A 21,670-nucleotide genomic window follows, 5' to 3' on the forward strand; every position below is an offset into this window, starting at 1 on the left:
AGGTGTCCAGAGGCCCTTAGGCCTTTGGCGGGGTGAGGTTTGGAGAGCGGCGGAGCCCCTCTCCAACGGTTGCACGGCGCCACCCCCATGAAGGAGCAGACCGGCACCCTCGACCGCGGCGACGGCATCCACCTCGCCTGGCGCCGCATCGCGGGCCGGGGCACCGGCGTCGTCTTCCTCGGCGGCTTCAATTCCGACATGGCCGGCAGCAAGGCGGAATTCCTCGCCGGCTGGTGCGAGGCGCGTGGCACGCCCTTCCTGCGCTTCGACTATTCCGGTCACGGCACCTCAGAAGGGCGCTTCGTGGATGGCACCGTCGGTCGCTGGGCGGAGGACGCCGCCTGTGTGCTCGACGCCCTGGCGCCGGGACCGCAGGTGCTGGTGGGGTCGTCCATGGGCGGCTGGATTGCGCTGCTGTTGGCGCGACACCGCCCACCCCGGGCGCTGGTCGGCATCGCCCCGGCGCCGGATTTCACCGAAGACCTGATGTGGGCCGACTTCACGCCCGAGATTCGCGCGACCATCGAGCGCGAAGGCGTCTGGCACCGCCCGAGCGAGTATGGCGCCCCCTACCCCATCACCCGCGCGCTGATCGAGGATGGCCGCAACCACGTGTTGCTGCGCGCCCCGTTGGCGGTCGACGTGCCGGTGCGCATCCTGCAAGGCCAGCGCGACGCGGATGTGCCCTGGCGCCACGCCCTGCGCATCGGCGAGGCGCTGACCGGCGAGGATGTCCGCATCCATCTGGTCAAGGATGGCGACCATCGGCTGTCGCGGCCGCAGGACCTGGCGCTATTGGGCGAGACCCTCGCGCCGCTCCTGCTCCAGGATGGCCGCTAGGCCCTCGCGGTAGGTTGGATAACGCCAGGCAATACCGAGCGCCGTCTTGGTGGCGGCATTGGCGACGCGGCGATTCTCCGACCAGAAGGACAGTGCCATGGCGGACATCGTCGCGCGCACCGTCTCGAAGGGGATGCCCGGCGGTGGGGCAATGCCCAGCAGCCCGGCGGCGAATTCGATCACCTCGGCGCTCTCGGCCGCTTCGTCATCCACCAGATGCAGAACGCGCGGCACCCGCGCCCGGTCCTGCGCCATGGCGGCCAGCGCCGCCAGCGCGATGTCGTCGCGATGGATGCGCGAGAAAGCATGGCCAGGCTTGAGCACGCGCCGCGCCGCCCCTGCCCGCAGGTCATCGAGGGCCGAACGCCCCGGCCCGTAGATACCGCCAGCGCGCATCAGGTCGAGCGCGGCGCGGCCGTGGGTGGCGTCGCGCCAAGCCTGTTCCGCGGCGAGGCGGCGGAGGCTGCGCGGCTGGCCGGGGGCTGGCGGCGTCGCCTCATTTACCTCGGCACCGCCGCGATCGCCATAGACGCCGGTGGTGGAGACATAGCCGACCCAGCGCAGCGTGCCGGTGGCCAGCGCCGCCGCCAGCGCCGGCCCGTGGATGGCGAGGATCGGGTCGCCGGCCTCGCCCGGCGGCGCGGTGACCAGCAGGTGCGTGGCATCGCGAATCGCCTCCCCGGCGGCGGCGAAGGGGATCGCAAGGGCCCGCGCCGCCGGTGGCAGGGTGGCGGGGTCGCGTGCCGTCCCGCGCACCGCCAGGCCGGCCGCCTGTGCCTGCCGCGCCACCGCCAACCCCGAATAGCCAAGACCCAACACCAGAAGCATGGCCGCCTCCCACACAGCGATCTGGCACGGACCGGATCCGAACACTAGATTGACGACCATGAAGCCCTTCCGCCTCCTTATGGCCGGGGCCGCGATGGTGATGCTCGCGGCGGGTGGTGGCGCGTGGTGGTGGTTGTCCGGGCCTGAGCAGGACGACATCCTGCCAACGCCGCCCGAACCGCCGCGTCTGGTGGATTCACCGGAATACGAACGCTGCCTGCAGATGCTGGATGACGACCCGGAAGGCGCGCGGACACTCTCCGACAACTGGGCCATGCAGGGCGGCGGCGAGGGCGCGGCGCATTGCGCGGCCTTGGCGATGCTGTCGTTGGGCGAGGCCGAGCGCGCCGCCGAGGCGTTGGAACGCATCGCCACGCGCAGCCAGGCGGGCATTGCCGCACGTGCGGCGGTGTTCGGCCAAGCCGGTACGGCGTGGATCGCCTCTGGGCGCCCGATGCGCGCCCATGCCGCCCTGACGCTGGCGCTGGCGCTGACGCCGGCCGACGCCGAATTGCTGACGGAGCGAGCGATGGCGTCGCTCGCCCTCGACCGTCCGGCAGATGCGCTGGCCGATGTTGATCAGGTTGTCGTTGTCGAGCCGTCATTGACCCAGGCCTGGATCGTCCGCGCCTCGGCGCTGCGGCGGATGGACCGGTTGCCTCCGGCCGCCGAGAGCGTGACGCGGGCGCTGCAGCTTGACGGGGACAATGTCGAGGCGCTGCTGGAACGTGGCATCATCCGCCAGGCGCAGGGCAATGCCGCTGGCGCACGGACGGATTGGGAACGGGTGATCGAGTTGGAGCCCGATGGGGCGACGGCGGACCTCGCCGCGCAGAACATGGCGTTGATCGAGGCCGGCCCCGCGCAGTGAGGCGTGGCGCCTGAGGGCGAAAAAGGACTCAGCCGCCCGCCGTCGCAGCCCTCAGAAATCGAGATCCGCGTAATGCGCGGGCGGCGTCACGCCGCTGACGCGGTCGGTCAGCAGAGGGCGGAAGGAAGGGCGGGATTTCATCCGCGCATACCAATCCTTGGCGGCCTCGTTCAGCGACCAGTCAACGTCGCCGATGAAGTCGAGGGCGGAAAGATGTGCCGCCGCGGCAAGGTCCGCCAGCGTCAGCGAGGTGCCGGCCAGCCAGGGGCGGGTTTCCGCCAGCCAGCCGATATATTCGAGATGCGGGCGCAGATTGGCGTAGCCGGCACGGATCGCCGTGGCGTCCGGGTTGCCGCGCCCCATCACTCGCTTCATCTGCTTTTCGTACAGCAGGTTCATGCCGACCTCAGCGTGGAACTTGCCGTCGAACCAAGCCACCAGGCGACGCACCTCGACGCGTTCGGCCAGGGTACGGCCGAGCAGCGGCATGTCGGGGTAGGCTTCGTCCAGATATTCGCAGATCGCGGTCGAATCGGCGATGGTGAGGCCGTTGTCCTCCTGCAGCACGGGGACGGTGCAGGCAGGGTTCATGGCCAGGTAGTCGTCACGCCTTTCCCACACGCGCTCGACGCGCATGTCGAAGGGGATGCGCTTCTCGGCCAGGGCCAAACGCACCTTGCGGGAGAAGGGGGAGAGGGGAAGGTGGAACAGCAGCCTCACGATGGGCCGCTTATGCCACCCTGCCCGCCGCGGCGCAAAGGCCGCCGTTCAGCCGGGGTTTGGTGCCAGCGCGTTCAGATACGCCGGGCGCAGGCCAGGAAGGCGTCGGTCACTGCGCGGGTGCCGCGCAGATCCGCGCCCCAGGGTTCCACAGTCTCACCAGGGAAGATCACCTGCATGCGATTGCCGAGCGCGAAGGCGCGGACGAAATTGATGAAATTGTCGAAGGCGCCGCGGTAGGAGGCCTCGATCATGTCGGGCCGGTTGGTGCCGGTGTAGTGGAGTTCGGCACGCTGCCGGTCGATGCCGATGATGATCTGCCCTGTGACGCCGTCGCGAACCTGCCAACTGCGGTCGCCTACCTGGACGAAGCCGTGCAACTCGGGACCCAACCGTTCGACCTTGATCCAGAGGAATCGGCCCTGGGAATTGGCTTCGGTCCCCATGCCGCAGAGCGGGCCGTTGGCGCTCTGCGCGAGATAAGCCACCCAGCCATTGACGGATGCGAGGTTACGGACCTCCTGCGCCTTGGCCGGCACGACCAGGGCCAGGGCGGCCACCAGGGCCAGGGTCAGACGGCGCATGGCTCTATTCCCTTCCTGCGACGCGCCGGACGCGCATCGGTCGGGGCAAGATTACCGCGCCGTCATGGGAACGGAAGGTATCGCGACACCGCCCGGTGAAACGCTTCACCGGGCGGTGCTCAGGCTCACTCGGCGGCGACGGCCTCGGTCGCGGCCATCGGGACCGGCAGGTACTTCAGGTATTCGCGCGGCACGACGTGCCAGAAGTGGCCGCGTTCCACCGCCCATTCGTTCAGCAGGCGGGCGGCGAAGCGACTGCCCGTCTCGGCGACATGCCGGGCGATCAGGTCGCACAGGACACCTTCCCAATGCGGATGGGCGAGGCGCGTCCAGACCAACGTCTCGGGGTTCACGCGCACGCCGAAATTGTCGTCGGCGTCATAGACGAAAGCTTGGCCGCCGGTGAATCCGGCGCCGAAATTGTCGCCGACCGCACCGAGGATCGCGACGGTGCCGCCCGTCATGTATTCGCAGCCATTGGCACCGCAGCCTTCGACCACCGCGGTGGCGCCGGAATTGCGCACCGCGAAGCGCTCGCCAGCCTGGCCGGCGGCGAACAACTCACCGGCCGTCGCGCCATACAGGCAGGTGTTGCCGATGATGGTGTTGTCATTCCACACCAGCGGTGAGGACGGCGCCGGCCGCACCACGATCGACGCGCCGGACAATCCCTTGCCGACATAGTCATTGGCGTCGCCGAAGACTTCCAGCTTGAGCCCGCGTACGCCGAAGGCGCCGAGCGACTGGCCGGCCGAGCCACGCAGGCGAACATTCAAATGTCCGGGCTGCAGCCCGGACATGCCGAACTGCCGGGTGATGCGCGACGACACCTTGGTGCCGATCGCACGATGCGTGTTCCGGATGTTGTACTGCAACTGCATCTTCTCGCCGTGGCGGAACAGCGCCTCGGCGTCGCGGATCATCTCGGCATCCAGCGTCTCGGGCACCTCGTTGCGGCCCTCGATCGTGCAGTAGGGCGCATGCGGGCCGGCATCGGCCTGCACCAGCAGCGGGTTGAGGTCGAGGTCGTCGAGGTCCTCCGACCCGCGGCTGACCTGATGCAGCAGATCCGTCCGGCCGATCACATCGGTCAGCTTGCGGAAGCCGAGCGCGGCGAGGATCTCACGCACATCCTCCGCCACGAAGGAGAACAGGTTGATGACCTTCTCCGGCGTGCCGGTGAACTTCTCGCGCAGCGCCTCATCCTGCACGCAGACGCCGACCGGGCAGGTGTTGGAATGGCACTGGCGCACCATGATGCAGCCCATCGCCACCAGCGAGGCGGTGCCGATGCCGAATTCCTCGGCGCCGAGCATCGCCGCGATCACCACGTCGCGCCCGGTCTTGAGACCGCCATCGGTGCGCAGCCGCACGCGGTGACGCAGCCGGTTGAGCTGCAGCACCTGGTGCGTCTCCGACAACCCCATCTCCCAGGGCAGGCCGGCATATTTGATGGAGGATTGCGGCGAGGCACCGGTGCCGCCGGAATGACCGGAGACGAGGATCGCATCTGCCTTCGCCTTGGCCACGCCGGCCGCGATGGTGCCAATGCCCGAGCGCGAGACCAGCTTTACGCACACGCTCGCATCGGGGTTGATCTGCTTCAGATCATAGATGAGCTGGGCAAGATCCTCGATGGAGTAGATGTCATGATGCGGCGGCGGGGAGATCAGCATCACCCCCGGCGTCGAGTGCCGCAGCTTGGCGATCAGCCCGGTCACCTTGAAGCCGGGCAGCTGCCCGCCCTCGCCGGGCTTGGCACCCTGGGCAACCTTGATCTCGATCTCGCGGCAGTTGTTGAGGTATTCCGCGGTGACGCCGAAGCGGCCCGAGGCGATCTGCTTGATCGCGGAATTCGCGTTGTCGCCGTTCGAGCGCGGCTTGGCGCGCGACGGATCCTCGCCGCCCTCGCCGCTGTCCGAACGCGCGCCGATGCGGTTCATCGCGATCGACAGCGTCTCATGCGCTTCCGGCGACAGCGCGCCGAGCGAGATGCCCGGGGCGATCAGCCGCTTGCGGATTTCGGTGATGCTCTCGACTTCCTCGATCGCGACCGCGGTGCGGCCGTCCATGCGGAAATCCAGCAGGTCGCGCAGCGCCACCGGCGGCAGGCGCCGCACGGCCTCGGTATAGCGCTTGTAGGTCTGGTAGCTGTCGGTCTCGACCGCCTTCTGCAGCGTGTGGATCAGGCTGCCGTCGAAGGCATGGACCTCGCCACGGCGGCGCAGCTTGTACAGCCCACCCACCGGCAGGGCGACGGCGCCGATCTGCCAGGCCTTGTCATGCAGCGCGAGGACACGCCGCGCGATGCCCGACAGGCCGATGCCCGAGATGCGCGAGGGCGTGCCGGGGAAGAATTCCGCCACCAGCGCGCGCGACAGGCCGATCGCCTCGAAGTTCATGCCGCCGCGATAGGAGGACAACACGCCGATGCCCATCTTGGCCATGACTTTCAGCAGGCCCTTGTCCACCGCCTTCTTGTACTTGGTGACGGTATCGCCGAGGCCGACATTGCCGAACAGCCCGCGACGATGGCGGTCGGCGATGCTCTCCTGCGCCAGATAGGCGTTCACCGTGGTGGCGCCCGCGCCGATCAGCACGGCGAAGTAGTGCACATCCATGCATTCGCCGGCGCGGACGTTGAGCGAGGTGAAGGTGCGCAGCCCGTGCTTGATCAGATGCGTCTGCACGGCGCCGACGGCGAGGATCATCGGGATCGCCACCCGCTCGGCGGACTGGCCTTCATCGGTCAGAATGACGTGGGCGCAGCCGGAGCGCACGCCTTCCTCGGCCTCGCGCCGGATGCGTTCCATGGCGCGGCGCAGGCCGGTCTCGCCGTCGCTCACCGCCCAGGTGCAGTCCACAGTGCAGACCGTGCTGCCCATGTAGCCGCGCATCGCCTCGAACTGCGCATTAGTCAGCACGGGGCTTTCCAGCATCAGCATCTCGAGCTGCGACGGGTCCTCGTCGAGGATGTTGCCGAGATTGCCGAGCCGCGTCCGCAGCGTCATCACCCGCGTCTCGCGCAGGCTGTCGATCGGCGGGTTGGTGACCTGGCTGAAGGTCTGGCGGAAGTAGTGGTGCAGGCCACGATACTGCGAGGACAGCACCGCGATCGGCGTGTCGTCGCCCATCGAGCCGGTGGCCTCGTTGCCGTCCTCGGCCATCGGATGGAGGATGCCTTCCAGCTCCTCCAGCGTGTAGCCCATGGCGAGCTGGCGGCGGCGCAACTCCTCGACGCCGAAATGCGAGCGCTGGTCGAGTTCAGGCTTGAGGATCTCGTCGATGCCGGTGGTGCGCGCGGTCCACTTGCCGAAGGGCTTGCGGGCGGCGAGCGCATCCTTCAGCGCCGCATCCTCGTAGAAGCGCGCCTCGTCGAGATCGACGCCGATGCACTGTCCCGGACCGAGGCGGCCCTTCTGCACGACGCGGTCCTCGGCCACCTTCACCATGCCCGTCTCGGAACCGACGATCAGCAGGCCGTCGGAGGTCACGGTATAGCGCATCGGGCGCAGGCCGTTGCGGTCGAGCCCGCCGATCACCCAGCGCCCATCGGTCGCGGCGATCGCCGCCGGCCCGTCCCAGGGTTCCATCACCGCGTTGCAGTACATGAACAGTTCGCGGTGGTTCTCCGGCATGGTCGCATTGTTGCCGACGCTTTCGGGGATCAGCAGCGCCTTGGCCATGGGTGCGTCGCGCCCGCCGCGCACCAGCAGCTCGAACACGTTGTCGAGCGTCGCGGTGTCGGACCCGCCCGCCTGCACGATCGGCTTGAGGTCATCCATGAAGGGGTCGAGCAGCGAATGGGCGAGCCGCGTCTCGTGGCTCTTCATCCAGTTGGCGTTGCCGTGCAGCGTGTTGATCTCGCCATTATGGGCGAGCATGCGGAAGGGCTGCGCCAGGCGCCAGGTCGGGAAGGTGTTGGTGCTGTAGCGCTGGTGATAGATCGCGAAGCGCGAGACGAAGCGCGCATCGAGCAGATCCGGGTAGAAATCCGTCAGGCTCTCGGCGAGGAACATGCCCTTGTAGATCAGCGACCGGGCCGACAGCGAGCACAGATACAGCTCGGGGATCTGGGCGGCGATCGCCTGCTTCTCGATGCGCCGGCGGATGACGAACATGTCGCGCTCGGCGGTGGCGACATCGCGCTGCTCGGGGTCCCAGATCAGGATCTGCTCGATCTCGGGCCGCGTCGCATTGGCCTTCTCGCCGATGCAGGCGACGTTAATCGGCACCTGGCGCCAGCCATAGATGCTGTAGCCGGCATTGAGAATCTCGGTCTCGATGATCTGGCGGCAGCGTTCCTGCGCGCCGAGGTCGGTCTTGGGCAGGAACACCATGCCGACGGCGATGCGTCCCGGGCGCAGCCGGTCGCCGCCGCGCTCCACCACCTCGGCGAAGAAGTCCTGCGGGATCTCGATGTGGATGCCCGCGCCGTCGCCGGTCTTGCCGTCGGCATCGACGGCGCCGCGGTGCCACACCGCCTTCAGCGCATCGATGCCGGCCTGCACCACATTGCGGGAGGCGACGCCGTCCAGCGCGGCGACCAGGCCGACGCCGCAGGCGTCATGCTCGGTCATGTCGATATGGGCCGCACCCTCCAGCGCGGCGCGGCCGGCGGCATAGGAGGCGACGAAGGCGGAACCGGATTCGTGCTGCGTCATGGTCGTCACTCCGCCGCAATGGCCGGGCTCTCGCCGCGTGCCTGGATGAAGCTGTGGATCTGGTCGGCGGCATCGCGCCCGTCGCGGATGCCCCACACCACCAGGGAAGCGCCGCGCACGATGTCGCCGGCGGCGAACACGCCGGGCAGCGGTGTCATCATCGTGCGGTAGTCAACCTTCAGCGTGCCCCAGCGCGTCACCGACAGCGCGGGTTCGCCAAAGGCGGCGGGCAGGTCCTCGGGGTCGAAGCCGAGCGCCTTGATGACCAGTTCGGCCTGCAGGTTGAACAGCGCGCCGGGGATCGGTTCGACCTGCTGGCGGCCGGTCGCGTCCGGCAAGCCGAGATGCATGCGCTGGGCGCGCACGCCTTGCACCTTGTCTTCGCCGAAAAATGCCTCGGGGCCGGCGAGCCATTCGAAGCGCACGCCTTCTTCCTCGGCGTTCTTCACCTCGCGCATCGAGCCCGGCATGTTGGTCTTGTCGCGCCGGTACAGGCAGGTGACAGAGGCCGCCCCCTGGCGCACCGCGGTGCGCACGCAATCCATCGCGGTATCGCCGCCGCCGACCACGACGACATGCTTGTCCGCGGCATCGAGTGCACCGGAGTCGAATTCGGGCACGCTGTCGCCCAGCCCCTTCCGGTTCGACGCGATCAGGTAGTCGAGCGCCGGCACGACGCCCGGCAGGTCGCCGCCCGGATTGTCGATGTCGCGTGCCTTGTACACGCCGGTCGCGATCAGCACGGCGTCGTGCTTCGCCCGCAATGCGTCGAGCGTGATGTCCTGGCCGATCGCGACATTCATGCTGAAGACGATGCCGCCCTCGGCATATTGCTGCTGGCGGCGCTGAACGATGTCCTTCTCCAGCTTGAAGTTCGGGATGCCGTAGATCATCAGCCCGCCGGCGCGGTCATGCCGGTCATAGATCGTGACCTGATAGCCCATGGTGCGAAGCCGTTCGGCCGCCGCCATGCCGGCCGGGCCGGCGCCGATGATGCCGACCGACTGCGCGCGCTCGCGCACCGGCATCGGCGGCTTGACCCAGCCTTTCTCCCAGGCGGTGTCGGTGATGTATTTCTCGACCGCGCCGATGGTGACGGAGTCAAAACCCTTCTCGATGACGCAATTGCCTTCGCACAGCCGGTCCTGCGGGCAGACGCGGCCGCAGATTTCAGGGAAGGTATTGGTCGCCGCGGCGATTTCGTAGGCTTCCTCGAGCCGGCCTTCGGCGGTCAGCTTCAGCCAGTCCGGGATGTTGTTGTTGAGCGGGCAATGCACCTGACAGAAGGGCACGCCGCATTGCGAACAGCGTGATGCCTGGGTCGCGGCGGCTTCCTGCGCGAAGGGCTGGTAGACTTCCGCCCAGTCGGCGCGGCGGGCGCCGGCATCGCGCTTGTCGGGCTGGCGCTGCTGCAGGCGCACGAACTGGAGCATCTTCTCGGCCATGCAAACCCCCGCGGCGGCATAATTCTTGCGTGAAAATTACGGACTGCATCCAAGCAAGGTGGCAGGCGGGCATGCGTAAGGCACGATCCGCCACGGCGACCCTGGCTGAGGGTCACATAAGGCATGGAATCACCTAGCGCGAGTCCTTTTTGCGCTGATAGGTCAGTTTTAATGTCCTAATTCAATGCCGGATACCGTACGCCATGATCCATCAACCTCATGGTGCCATCAAATTGGTCCGAATTGGACCAATTATCGCCCGAAGACCGTTTGCCGCGCCCCACCCCGCCGGTAACGCGCCAGATAGGCCGGCACCACCGCTTCCGCCGCCTTGGGCGCAATGCCGAGCGCCTCCAGCCCCGCCGCATTCGCCGCCACCACATTGTCGCGCGCCAGGAGGATCAGCTGGTCGCGCGTCAGCGGCGGGGTCGGCAGGAATTCGCCAAGCCGCGCCTGGATGGCCACCAGCGCCCGCGGCAGCGGCACCATCATCCGCCGGCGATGGGTATGTTCCAGCACGAAGCCCAGCACGTCCCGCATCGTCATCACCCGCGGGCCGCCAAGTTCGAAAACTCGCCCCGCCGCGTCGTCGCGCGCGATTGCCGCCATCACCGCATCGGCGACATCGCCGACATAGACCGGCTGGAAGCGCGTCTGTCCTTCCACCACCGGCATGAAGGGCAGCACCGCCGCCAGCCCCGCGAAACGATTAAAGAACTGGTCCTCAGCGCCGAACACGACCGAGGGGCGCAGGATGGTCGCGCCCGGAAAGGCTTCAAGGACCGCCTTTTCGCCCGCCGCCTTGCTGCGCGCATAGTGGCTTTGGCTGCCCGGATCCGCGCCAATCGCCGATATATGTACCAGCTTGCGCACACCCGCCGCCGCGGCCAGCCGGGCGACACGGCCGGCACCCTCGGCCTGGATGCGCTGAAAATCGCCGGGCTTCCGTTCGAACAGGATGCCGACCAGGTTCACCACCACGCTCGCCCCGGCCACCGCCCGCGCCACCGAGGCCTCATTCGTCACCGAGGCGGCGACGGGCACCACCTGCCCGACATCGCCCTGGGTGCACAATTTGGCGGCCGCGACCGTGTCGCGCCCGGCGATGCGGACGATGAAACCCTGCCTGGCGAGTCGCTGGACGACATGGCGTCCGATAAAGCCAGAGCCGCCGAACACCGTCGCTACCTGCTGCATCATTCCGCCCTCATTTCCATCACCGCTTCTCCATATGGTCCGGCCCCACCGCACCAAGTGGCCAGCGGATCATGCACCTCGCTCGCACAATCAGGTGAGACACGCATCGACAGGCGCGATAAGGAAATTCCATCCGCCCGAGAGGAAACCGTCGTCGATGAAGCTGCTCTCCCATCTCCTCCGCCGCTTCGTCCGGCGCGGCAGGCTCATCGTGCTGGACCACACGGGCGCCACCCACCGCTTCGGTTCGGGGGAGGACGGGCCGGAAGTGACCATCCACCTGACCGACAAGGCGGTGGAGCGGGAGATCTTCCTCAACCCCGAACTCAAGACCGCCGAAGCCTATATGGATGGGCGGCTGGTGATGGAGGGCGGCGCGCCGGTCTTCGACCTGCTGTATCTGTTCTCGATCAACCGTTCGGGACTTGCCGCGCATCCGGTGCAGCAGATGCTGCGTCGCGCCTGGCGGTCGGTGCGGCGGTGGCAGCAGCGCAATCCGCTCGGCCTCGCGGCGAAGAACATCCGCCACCATTACGATATCCCGCCTGCCTTCTACCGGCTGTGGCTGGATGAGACGATGACCTATTCCTGCGCCTATTACCCGACGCCGGAGACCTCGCTGTACGACGCACAGATCGCCAAGCTGCGTCACATCGCCGCCAAGCTGCGGCTCGAGCCGGGCATGACGGTCGCCGAGATCGGCTCGGGTTGGGGCGCCCTTGGCACCTTCCTCGCGCGCAACTACGGCGTGACGGTCACCTCCGTCACCCTTTCGCCCGAGCAATGCGCGGTCGCCAAGCAGCGCGCCATCGATGAGGGCGTGACCGACCGCGTCGAGTTCCGCGAGCAGGACTATCGCGAGTTGGAAGGCACCTATGACCGCGTCGTCTCGATCGCGATGATGGAGGCGATCGGCATCGACGAGTTCGACACCTATTTCCGCAAGATCAAGGCGCTGACCAAACCGGGCGGATTTGCGCTGGTCCACTGCATCGGCCGGATGTCGCCACCTGGCACCACCGCCCCCTTCATCCGCAAATACATCTTCCCCGGCGGCTATGTGCCGGCGCTGTCGGAGGTCTTCGCCTCGCTCGAACGCACCGGCACCTGGTGCGACGATTGCGAGAGCCTGCGCCTGCACTACTACTGGACCATCAAGCATTGGCGCGAAGCCTATGACGCCCGCCGCGACGAAGCCGTGGCCATGATGGGCGACCGCTTCTGCCGCATGTGGGATTTCTACCTGGCCTCGGTCGAACTCGGCTTCCTGCACGGGTCGAATTTCGTCTTCCAGCTGTTGCTGTCCGACCGTCGTGACGACGTACCGGTGGTGCGCGACTTCATCCAGGACGAGGAGCGGCGGCTGGCGGAAATCGGCGCGCGTTAAGGCGCGTCGCACCCGGGCGGAACGCCCCCGCCCGAAAAGCGCGCGGGGGCGCTTGACGGCCCGCACCGCCACGGGTAATTCCCCGCCCCTCGCCGAAAGGCGCCGGCCCCCTTGCCCAGGTGGCGGAATTGGTAGACGCGCTGGCTTCAGGTGCCAGTGACCGCAAGGTCGTGAAGGTTCGAGTCCTTTCCTGGGCACCAAGGCTGGCAGAACACGGCGCGCAGGCTAGTCCTGCGGCGGTTCGAAAACCTGGAACATGTCAGCCACGACATGCCAGCCCGCCGTCAAATTCTTCAGGTACAATATCGAATGGGCACGCCGGTGCTGCGGGACTTGACCCGGGCGTGCGATGATTGTCGCCCAGGTCCAGGAAATCACGCCAAATCGGGGGCCCCCACCCGAATGCGCGTTGACCAGCCGTGTCGGCGGCGGACCGGAAGCGACCCTGCAGGCAAAGGCCTCACGAATGTGGTCGCGGCCCTGAATGATCTGTCCCTCCGAGGTCAGCAGCATCGCCTTATCCGTGTAGAACCCGGCGATGCGGTCAGGATCGTGCGCGATGATCGCTGCGGCGAACTGCTCTATCAAGTCCTTCGGTGTTGTCGGCCGGGTCTGTGCCGCCGCGGGACCGGCGCCAGCCAGCAGGGACGACATCATCGTCGCGCCGGCGCACAACACACCACGGCGCATCGCTTCGACTTCCGACATGGTTTTCCTTTCATGGCCTTCTCGCGCGGCGCGGCATGCGAAACGTCCTGCCATCATGCCGTACCGCGGGCGCCGCTTCACGCCTGCGCCGTTCTGGTCTAGGGCCGGTACATGGCCGACGCCTTTCCATCGGTGCGGGCATCAAACAACGTCAAGGGCGCGCATTCCGTGGGCACCACACTCTTCACCCATGCCGGCGTGACGATCCGCCTGCATCGTAATGATCTGCCGGACGGGCTCGATCTCGGCCGCGTCGTCGCCATCGACAGCGAGACAATGGGCCTCAACCCGCATCGCGACCGGTTGTGCCTGGTGCAGCTCTCCTCCGGCGACGGCTCCGCCCACCTTGTGCAACTGATCCCCGAGAGCCTCGGCGGCCAGGGCTATGCCGCGCCGAACCTCAAGAAGCTGCTGGCCGACCCGGCGGTGACCAAGCTGTTCCACTTCGCCCGCTTCGATGTCGCGGCGCTGTACCGCTATCTCGGCGTCACCACGGCACCGGTGGTCTGCACCAAGGTCGCCGCCAAGCTGGTGCGCACCTTCACCGACCGGCACGGGTTGAAGGATCTGTGCAAGGAGTTGCTCGGCGTCGACCTGTCGAAGCAGCAGCAGACCTCCGACTGGGGCGCGCCGGAACTGTCGCCTGAACAGCTCGCCTACGCCGCATCCGATGTGCTGCACCTGCATGCGCTCTGGGCGAAGCTGGAAGGGCTGCTGAAGCGGGAAGGCCGGCTGGATCTCGCCGAGGCCTGCTTCCGCTTCCTGCCGGCGCGCGGCAAGCTTGACCTGTTGGGCTACGAAGACCCCGACATCCTGAGCCACTAGCTTTTTTCGCCCCTCATACGGCGGGCGCGGCCTATCTGGGCCGCTTGCCTTCGCGCCCATGGTTGTCGCATCGGGGGCGACGGGCCGGTTGGGCGCGATCCCGCCGTGCGCTCGCGGGCACCTGTGCAGCGTGTTGGTTCACGCGCCCAACGCCGATGCCCGCCAGCTTGGCCGCCTCCTCTCGCACCACCGTCGCATCGGCCGGCGGCGCGGTCGCACTTCGCCCTCGCGGGCTCCGGCGCAGCCACAGGCCGCGCGCCGCGGCCCACCGCCCCGTCCCCGGCCCGATGCCCTCGATTCGCTCGCCGAATGGCCTTGGCACGGTTCTTGATAGACCGCAGCGACTTTTATTGACCCTTAGGCCCCGCGGCACCATACAGGCGTCGTGAACGCCCCTATTCCCCACCCCGATCTCGACACCGCGCGCCGCGTCCTGGCGCTCGAATCCGAAGCCCTGACCGCCCTGGCCGACAGCCTGGACGATCGCTTCGCCCAGGCCGTCTCGGTGCTCGCCGCCACCACGGGGCGCGTCGTCGTCTCCGGCATGGGCAAGTCCGGCCATGTCGCCCGCAAGATCGCGGCAACCTTCGCCTCCACCGGCACGCCCGCGCTGTTCGTCCACCCGGCCGAGGCGTCCCACGGCGACCTCGGCATGATCATCCCCGGCGATACGGTACTGGCACTGTCCAATTCCGGCGAAGCGCCAGAACTCGCCGACCTGATCGGCCACGCCAAGCGCTTCGGCCTTCCGCTGATCGGCATCACCGGCCGGCCTGGCAGCACCCTCGCCCGCGCCGCCGATGTCCCACTGCTGCTGCCTGAAGCGCCCGAGGCCTGCCCGATGGGCCTCGCGCCGACCACCTCCACCACCATGCAGATCGCCCTGGGCGATGCGCTGGCAGTCTCGCTGATGAACCGGCGCGGCTTCACCGCCGCCGATTTCCGCGTCTTCCACCCCGGTGGCAAGCTGGGAGCGCGGCTGCAACGGGTGCGCGACCTGATGCATGGCGAACAGGAACTGCCCCTCGCCCCGCCCGAGACGCGCATGGATGCCGCCATCGTCGCCATGACGGCCCGGCGCTTCGGCTGCCTCGGCGTGCAGGGCGCGGATGGCCAGCTGCTCGGCATCATCACCGATGGCGACCTGCGCCGCAGCCTCGAAGCCGGCGGCACCCTGCTCAACCGCACCGCCGGCGAGGTCATGACCCGCGCGCCGCGAACCGTCCGCCCCGATACCCTCGCGGCCGAGGCGCTGCACGCGATGAACACGCGTGCCATCACCACCCTGTTCGTGGTGGATGAGGCATCGCGCCCGGTCGGCATCCTGCATATCCACGACCTGCTCCGGGCCGGTGTCGCGTGAGCGGACGGGACGAGCCCACCCCCCAACCCGCGCCGGCCGTGCCGCTGCGCGCGGTGGCGACGGAACGCGGCCCGGCGGTAGTCTCGCGCCACATGCTGCCGCCATCGCGTCGTCGCTGGGCGCCGTCGGCCGGACAGATCGCCCGCCGCCGCTTCGCCGTGCGCGTCGCCAAATGGTTCCTGCCGCTTGCCGGCGTCGGCCTGCTGCTGGCGATCGCCGTCTGGCCGGAACTCGACCGCATGGAAGACCGCGCCCGTGTCTCCTTCCGCCGCGTCATCCAGGCCCAGCCGGAAGCGGTTCGCCTGGTCGAGCCCCGTTACCAAGGCCTCGATGAACAGAATCGGCCCTTCACTGTGACCGCCACCGTCGCGACGCAGACCGAGGACCCCGACATCGTCGACCTCGACCGCCCGCGCGCCGATGTGCTGCTGACCGATGGCAGCTGGGTGCTGCTGGAATCCAACCAGGGCCGCTTCGACAAGGGGCGGCACCTGCTCGACCTCTCGGGCGACGTCACGCTGTGGCAGGATGGCGGCAACCTGCTCGTCACCGCCGCGGCGCAGGTGCAACTGCAGGAGGGTTCGGCCTCCGGCGACAAACCGGTGGCGGCGCAAGGGCCCTTCGGCACGTTGGTGAGCGAGGGTTTCCGACTGCTCGACCGCGGCCAGGTCGTGATCTTCACCGGCCGGTCCCGTGCCGTGCTCGAGGGCGGGCAATGAGAACCATCATGCGACGGACCATCCTCGGCCTGGCTGCGGCGCTGCTGTCATCGGCGGCCTTCGCGCAGGGTCTCGACCTCAGCCAGGGCGGCCCGATCGAGGTCACCGCCGTCGACGGCATCGAATGGCGGCAGCAGGAACAGGTGATCGTCGCCCGCGGCGAGGCCCGTGCGGTGCGCGGCGGCGTCACCGTCGAGGCCGACCGCCTGATCGCCCGCTATCGCCCGCGTGGCGGGGAGTCCGGCGCCGCCCCGCGCGCACCGACCGATGGCCCCACCGGCGGCGGGGAAATCTGGCGCCTGGAGGCCGAGGGCAACGTCGTCGTCACCTCGGCGACCGACCGCGCCGAGGGCGACCGAGCCGTCTATGACATGGACCAGTCGGTCATGGTGATGACCGGCGGCAACCTCCGCCTGATCTCGACCGACAACACGCTGACCGCGCGCGACAGCATCGAATACTGGGCGCAGCGCCGCATGGCCGTGGCGCGCGGCAATGCTGTGGTGGTCACCAATGACGGAAGGCGCGTGCGGGCCGACACACTGGTCGCCTATTTCGTCGAGAATGCCGCCCCCGGGGCGACACCGACCCCCGAACGCACCCCGCGCGCGCAGCCGGCCGCCACCCTGCCCGGCCAGCCGCCCGGCACCGAGGCCTCCTCGATCGAACGCGTCGAGGCCTATGGCAATGTCGATATCCGCACCGCCGAGGAAGTCGTGCGCGGCGACCGCGGCGTCTACAACCCGAATTCGGGCCTCGCGCGCCTGCTGGGCGCCGTGCGCATCACGCGTGGGGACAACACACTGACTGGTCAGGAAGCCATCGTGAACATGAAGACCGGCGTGGCTCGCCTCGTCTCGGCGCCCGGCGCGCGCGTGCAGGGCCTCGTCGTGCCGCAGCAGCAGGGCCAGCCCATTCCCGGGCCGCAACCCGCGCCACAGCCGGAGGCGACACGATGAGCGACGCCCTGCGTGTCGTCGAAGGGGCCGCCACTGGCGGCGGGCTGGTCGCCCGTGGCCTCGGCAAGCGCTACAAGAAGCGACCGGTAGTGCGGAACGTCTCGATCTCGGTGAAGCGCGGCGAGGCGGTCGGCCTGCTCGGCCCGAACGGCGCCGGCAAGACCACGACCTTCTACATGATCACCGGCCTCGTGCGCCCCGATGAGGGGCAGGTGATGATGGACGGCCACGACGTTACGACCCTGCCGATGTATCGCCGCGCGCGCCTCGGCCTCGGCTACCTGCCGCAGGAAGCCTCGATCTTCCGCGGGCTGAACGTGGAGGACAATATCCGCGCCGCCCTCGAGGTGGTCGAACCGCTGCGCGACCGGCGCGAGCAGATGCTCGATGCGCTGCTGGCGGAATTCGGCATCTCGCACCTGCGCCGCGCGCCGGCCCTCGCGCTGTCGGGTGGTGAGCGGCGGCGTTGCGAGATCGCCCGCGCGCTCGCCACGCATCCTTCCTACATCCTGCTCGACGAACCGCTGGCCGGGATCGACCCGATTGCGGTCGGCGAGATCCGTGACCTGGTCAAGCATCTCAAGGATCGTGGCATCGGCGTGCTGATCACCGACCACAATGTGCGCGAGACGCTCGAGATCATCGACCGCGCCTATATCCTGCATGACGGCCAGGTGCTGATGGAAGGCAATCCGCGCGACATCGTCGCGCATGAGGGCGTTCGCCGTGTCTACCTCGGCGAAAGGTTCAGCCTGTAATTTGACCGCCATGCCTGCAGCCGCCGCACCGATCCTGCATGCGTGGCGGGAACGCGCGGCCTCGCCACGCGTGTCGCCCTGATGGCGATCGGCCCACGCCTCGACCTGCGTCACTCGCAGCAGCTGGTGATGACGCCGCAGCTGCGCCAGGCGATCAAGCTGCTGCAATCCTCCAACATCGAAGTCACCAGCTTCGTCGAGGAGGAGCTCGAACGGAACCCGCTGCTCGAACGCGATGAGCGCGCGACACCCGGCCCCGATGCCGGGCGCAGCACCGACCCGCTGCCCGCCGCCGCCGAGGCGCCCGACACCGCCACCGCCGCGGCATCGGACGTGCTGCCTTCGGAAGCTGCCGCGCCGCTCGATACCGAGTGGGACAACGTCTATGACAGCGGTACGCCGCCGATGGGTCGCGGCGGCCGCGCGGATTTCGACGACGACCTGTCCGGCATCGATGCCATGGCTGCGCCGGAGAAGAACCTGCGCGAGCACATCGGCGAACAGGTGCGGCTGACCTTCGGCACCCCGCAGGAGCGCATGATCGCGGCGAACCTGCTCGCGCTGGTCGATGCGGCCGGTCGGCTCGCGGTGCCTGATGCCACCATCGCCGCCGCCCTCGGCTGCGACCAAGCCGTGGTCACCGCCGTGCGCCGACGCATGCAGCGCTTCGACCCGGTCGGCATGTTCTGCGCCGACCTGCGCGAATGCCTGATGGTCCAGTTGCAGGACCGCAACCGCTTCGACCCGGCCATGGCCGCGCTGCTCGACAACCTGGACCTGCTGGCGCGGCGCGACCTGCGCGGCCTGCAGCGCGTCTGCGGCGTCGATGGCGAGGACATCGCCGAGATGGTGGCCGAGCTGAAACGGCTCGACCCCAAGCCCGGTGCGAGTTTCGACGCGCCGCCGGCGATGACGCTGGTGCCCGACGTGCTGATGCGTCGCGGTCCGGCCAATGACTGGATCATCGAGCTGAATCCCGAGACGCTGCCGCGCGTGCTGATCAATCGGGGCTTTCATGCCCGCGCCGTGGTCGGCGCCAAGTCGCGCGACGAGAAGGCCTGGGTCGCCGAACGCTTCCAGACCGCGTCATGGCTGGTGAAATCGCTGGAGCAGCGGGCCAATACCATCCTGAAGGTCTCGGCCGAGATCGTTCGGCGGCAGGATGGCTTCTTCCGCCATGGCGTCGCGCATCTACGCCCACTGATCCTGCGCGATGTGGCCGAGGAAGTCGGCATGCATGAAAGCACCGTCTCGCGCGTCACCTCGAACAAGGCGATCGCCACGCCGCGTGGCACCTTCGAGCTCAAGTATTTCTTCACCACGGCCATCGCCGGCACCGCCGGCGGCGAATCGGTCAGTGCCGAGGCGGTGCGTCACCGCATCAAGGCCATGGTCGAGGCCGAAGGCGTGGCCGATGTCCTGTCGGATGACGCGATCGTCGAACGGTTGCGTGCGGAAGGCGTGGACATTGCCCGGCGGACCGTGGCCAAATACCGCGATGCGTTGCGCATCCCATCATCGGTGCAGCGCAAAAGGGAGAAGGCCGTCCCGGCCTGATCCGGTCCTGCCTGTACGGCCCGCGCGGAGGATGCGGACCGGCGTCCGGTCGCCATACGGGGCGGCCCCTCCCCTTCACTGGAAGAAGGAGGGCATAGCCCCATGCATGTCACGGTCGCAGGCAAGCAGGTCGAAACCGGCGAGGCGCTGAAGGTCCATGTGCGCGACGGCCTCGATGCCATCACGCGCAAATACTTCGACCACGCGTTGGAAGCGAATGTAACCTTCCACCGCTCACGCGCGCATTTCGCTTGCGACATCAATCTCAAGGCCGGTCGAGGGCTGACCATGCGGGCCGAGGGCGAGGGCCCGGACGCCCATCGCGCCTTCGAGGAAGCGGCCGAACACCTGGCCAAGCGGCTCCGCCGCTATCGCCGCCGCATGAACGAGCATTCCCGCTCCGTCGCCCCCGATCGCGACGCCGAGGCGCCCAGCGGCCGCGAGCGCGTGCTGCAGGCCATCGAGGAGGAGGAGGGCGAGCAGCCGGTCGCCACCAACGGCGCCGACCATGGCGCGATCATCGCGGAGCATGCGACCGCCATCGCCCTGATGACGGTGGGCGAGGCGGTGATGCGGATGGATCTCGCCCATGTTCCGGTCTTGATGTTCCGCAACAAGGCAACGCGCACGCTGAATGTCGTCTATCGGCGTGGCGACGGACATGTGGGCTGGATCGACCCGGGCGAAGGGTAAGCACGGGCAGGTTTCCACTACGGAAGGGCCTGGCGCGGCAATCCGCGCCAGGTTCCCGATCACTGGCCGGGGATCGGCACACTTTCGGCCGGCGCCGGCAGATCAATATCGAGTGCCAGCACCGCCCCGACGTCCGCCGGACTGTGGCTGAGGTTTTCCAGCGCCGCACTCCGCGCCAGCGCGATTTCTCGAGGTCCGGCGCGCGCCTGCAACGCCTGCAACAGGCCCAGATGTGCCGGCGCAAATCGCGGCGCCGTCTGGATCGCGCGGCGGAAGCACTGGGCAGCTCTCGCGGGCAGCCCACGGCGGCGCAAATACTCGCCAAGATGCACCAACGCCTGGACCTGGCGTCCCTGTTCTTCGATCGCCGTATTGATGAAGGCGATGGCCTCGCGCGGCCGGCGCATCGCGAATAATGCCATCAGCCTTTCGCGCAGGGCCAGGGCGCGGACCGCGGCGATGCCGCCAGGCCGGGCGCCGAGCGCCTGCGCCCGTGCCCAGAGCCGCTCAGCCGGTCCGAGATGACCGCGTGCCGCCGCGGAGCGCCCGATCCAGAGGTGCAGTTCAGCCGATTGCGACCGCCCCCGGCGCAACTCCTCCCGCAGCGCGGCGGCATCGCCAGCCAGCACGAGGTCGAGCACGGAGGCTATGACGCGCGTCGAGGTGAGACGATCGATAGCCGCATGGCGCATGAAAGGCAGCGGGATGACGTGTACGCCCGGCAATGTCGCCGCCTGGCGCAGATGCAACCCATCAAGGTCCCACATCGTGTCGCCGACGACGAAGCTGATCGGCGGTGGGTCCGGCGCCACCACCGCCATGTTGGCATGCAGGACCGGGTCGTGATGCGGGCGAAACCGTCGTTCCTGCGGCACATCCGCCGGGTCGATGCTGACCTGCGGCGATACCGCCAATCCATGGGTCAGCCCGAGCAGCCGCCCGTACTTCAGCACGGCATAGCCGCCCATGCTGTAGCCGTAGCCGATGGCGCGTGGGCGCAGCAGGTCGCGGATGACCGGCGCCGCGGCCTGCATCGCCGCGGCCGGAAACCAGTTCGGGCGATGGGCGATGATCCCGATCGCCTCGATGTCGAGCTTTTCGATGGGCGGGCCAGCCCAGATCCAGTCGCCGTTCGGCCGATGGCCGAGTGCCGCGAAGGTGACCAGGCTGTAGTCGCTGGATCCGGGCCGATGCACGACCCGGATCTCCGCATCCTCGAACACGATATTGCCGGCCATCCGGCAATGATCCCGCGCCGCCGGTCAGTGGACCAGCGCCGCACCCATCCCATGCTGGCGGATTGCCGCCGTCGCGAGGGCCAGCGTCGGGGCCGCGCCGATCGGCGTACCATCCGCCGCGTGGATCGCGACCGCCGCCTGGCCGTTCACCAGAACAGGCCGCGCATAGGCCATGCTCCGGGCGCCGAAACGGGCCCAGTCGAGCGGCGAGAGGCGCCGCATCTCAACCGCGGAGGGCATCATCACGGCAGTTTCGTCGGTTTCGTCGAAGTCGTCATGGTCGTCGGTCATCACTGTATCCTCCTGCCGCCACG

General features: G+C 68.3%; 19 protein-coding genes and 1 tRNA gene. 11 read left to right on the plus strand and 9 right to left on the minus strand.

Annotation, left to right across the window (positions count from 1 at the left end; genetic code table 11):
• The first annotated feature begins 87 nt into the window (after positions 1-87).
• Entirely contained in the window at positions 88-840 is a 753-nt protein-coding gene (locus IEY36_RS05410; RefSeq protein ID WP_188965892.1) for an alpha/beta hydrolase, read from the plus strand.
• Here the strand turns inward: IEY36_RS05410 and IEY36_RS05415 are convergent.
• Positions 793-1,728: a Rossmann-fold NAD(P)-binding domain-containing protein gene (locus IEY36_RS05415; protein WP_229681147.1), complete on the minus strand. Its 936-nt coding sequence runs from the start codon at positions 1,726-1,728 to the stop codon at positions 793-795. The two genes, IEY36_RS05410 and IEY36_RS05415, sit on opposite strands and share 48 nt — an antisense overlap.
• Between IEY36_RS05415 and IEY36_RS05420 the strand changes: the two genes are divergently transcribed.
• On the plus strand, positions 1,727-2,539 hold the full coding sequence (locus IEY36_RS05420) for a tetratricopeptide repeat protein (RefSeq protein ID WP_188965893.1): 813 nt from the start codon (positions 1,727-1,729) through the stop codon (positions 2,537-2,539). The two genes, IEY36_RS05415 and IEY36_RS05420, sit on opposite strands and share 2 nt — an antisense overlap.
• A 51-nt stretch (positions 2,540-2,590) precedes the next feature.
• Here the strand turns inward: IEY36_RS05420 and fzlA are convergent, their stop codons facing one another.
• The 5 genes from fzlA to IEY36_RS05445 all read right to left on the minus strand — a co-directional run bounded on the left by fzlA (position 2,591) and on the right by IEY36_RS05445 (position 11,152).
• Complete coding sequence (gene fzlA, locus IEY36_RS05425) at positions 2,591-3,259, minus strand: FtsZ-binding protein FzlA (RefSeq protein ID WP_188965894.1); 669 nt, start codon at positions 3,257-3,259, stop codon at positions 2,591-2,593.
• Between the two features lie 74 nt (positions 3,260-3,333).
• A complete protein-coding gene (locus IEY36_RS05430; protein ID WP_188965895.1) occupies positions 3,334-3,843 on the minus strand; it encodes a hypothetical protein in 510 nt (169 codons plus the stop codon).
• 125 nt (positions 3,844-3,968) lie between these two features.
• Positions 3,969-8,507, minus strand: coding sequence for a glutamate synthase large subunit (gltB, locus tag IEY36_RS05435; protein ID WP_188965896.1), 4,539 nt, complete (start codon positions 8,505-8,507; stop codon positions 3,969-3,971).
• 5 nt (positions 8,508-8,512) lie between these two features.
• On the minus strand, positions 8,513-9,952 hold the full coding sequence (locus tag IEY36_RS05440; protein WP_188965897.1) for an NAD(P)-dependent oxidoreductase: 1,440 nt from the start codon (positions 9,950-9,952) through the stop codon (positions 8,513-8,515).
• 252 nt (positions 9,953-10,204) lie between these two features.
• On the minus strand, positions 10,205-11,152 hold the full coding sequence (locus tag IEY36_RS05445; RefSeq protein ID WP_188965898.1) for a complex I NDUFA9 subunit family protein: 948 nt from the start codon (positions 11,150-11,152) through the stop codon (positions 10,205-10,207).
• Positions 11,153-11,306: 154 nt separating this feature from the next.
• On the opposite strand from IEY36_RS05445, the gene IEY36_RS05450 reads away from it, so the two are divergent.
• Positions 11,307-12,536, plus strand: coding sequence for an SAM-dependent methyltransferase (locus IEY36_RS05450; protein ID WP_188965899.1), 1,230 nt, complete (start codon positions 11,307-11,309; stop codon positions 12,534-12,536).
• Between the two features lie 113 nt (positions 12,537-12,649).
• Positions 12,650-12,736, plus strand: a tRNA-Leu gene (locus tag IEY36_RS05455).
• A gap of 25 nt (positions 12,737-12,761) precedes the next feature.
• Here the strand turns inward: IEY36_RS05455 and IEY36_RS05460 are convergent.
• Positions 12,762-13,244 carry a YybH family protein gene (locus IEY36_RS05460; RefSeq protein WP_188965900.1) on the minus strand — a complete coding sequence of 161 codons (483 nt, stop codon included), beginning with the start codon at positions 13,242-13,244 and terminating at the stop codon, positions 12,762-12,764.
• 168 nt (positions 13,245-13,412) lie between these two features.
• Between IEY36_RS05460 and IEY36_RS05465 the strand changes: the two genes are divergently transcribed.
• From IEY36_RS05465 to hpf, 7 genes are all read left to right on the plus strand, one after another.
• The gene (locus tag IEY36_RS05465) at positions 13,413-14,069 is read left to right on the plus strand and encodes a ribonuclease D (protein WP_229681148.1); all 657 of its coding nucleotides are present in this window, start codon (positions 13,413-13,415) and stop codon (positions 14,067-14,069) included.
• A gap of 385 nt (positions 14,070-14,454) precedes the next feature.
• Positions 14,455-15,432 (plus strand): KpsF/GutQ family sugar-phosphate isomerase, encoded by a 978-nt coding sequence (locus tag IEY36_RS05470; RefSeq protein ID WP_188965902.1) that lies wholly within the window; start codon positions 14,455-14,457, stop codon positions 15,430-15,432.
• Positions 15,429-16,151, plus strand: a complete 723-nt coding sequence (gene lptC, locus IEY36_RS05475; protein ID WP_229681149.1) for an LPS export ABC transporter periplasmic protein LptC — start codon at positions 15,429-15,431, stop codon at positions 16,149-16,151. The genes IEY36_RS05470 and lptC overlap by 4 nt, the downstream gene beginning before the upstream one ends.
• 8 nt (positions 16,152-16,159) lie before the next feature.
• Complete coding sequence (locus tag IEY36_RS05480) at positions 16,160-17,110, plus strand: LptA/OstA family protein (RefSeq protein WP_188965903.1); 951 nt, start codon at positions 16,160-16,162, stop codon at positions 17,108-17,110.
• A complete protein-coding gene (gene lptB, locus IEY36_RS05485) occupies positions 17,107-17,868 on the plus strand; it encodes an LPS export ABC transporter ATP-binding protein (protein ID WP_188965904.1) in 762 nt (253 codons plus the stop codon). The genes IEY36_RS05480 and lptB overlap by 4 nt, the downstream gene beginning before the upstream one ends.
• An 81-nt stretch (positions 17,869-17,949) precedes the next feature.
• Positions 17,950-19,425 (plus strand): RNA polymerase factor sigma-54, encoded by a 1,476-nt coding sequence (gene rpoN, locus IEY36_RS05490; RefSeq protein WP_188966120.1) that lies wholly within the window; start codon positions 17,950-17,952, stop codon positions 19,423-19,425.
• 102 nt (positions 19,426-19,527) lie between these two features.
• Positions 19,528-20,118 (plus strand): ribosome hibernation-promoting factor, HPF/YfiA family, encoded by a 591-nt coding sequence (hpf, locus tag IEY36_RS05495; RefSeq protein ID WP_188965905.1) that lies wholly within the window; start codon positions 19,528-19,530, stop codon positions 20,116-20,118.
• A gap of 59 nt (positions 20,119-20,177) precedes the next feature.
• Here the strand turns inward: hpf and IEY36_RS05500 are convergent, their stop codons facing one another.
• Positions 20,178-21,356, minus strand: coding sequence for a tetratricopeptide repeat protein (locus tag IEY36_RS05500; RefSeq protein WP_188965906.1), 1,179 nt, complete (start codon positions 21,354-21,356; stop codon positions 20,178-20,180).
• A gap of 24 nt (positions 21,357-21,380) precedes the next feature.
• Positions 21,381-21,647, minus strand: a complete 267-nt coding sequence (locus tag IEY36_RS05505; protein WP_229681150.1) for a hypothetical protein — start codon at positions 21,645-21,647, stop codon at positions 21,381-21,383.
• Positions 21,648-21,670 lie beyond the last annotated feature (23 nt).

This window comes from Neoroseomonas lacus, from assembly GCF_014644535.1.
GTDB lineage: Bacteria > Pseudomonadota > Alphaproteobacteria > Acetobacterales > Acetobacteraceae > Neoroseomonas > Neoroseomonas lacus.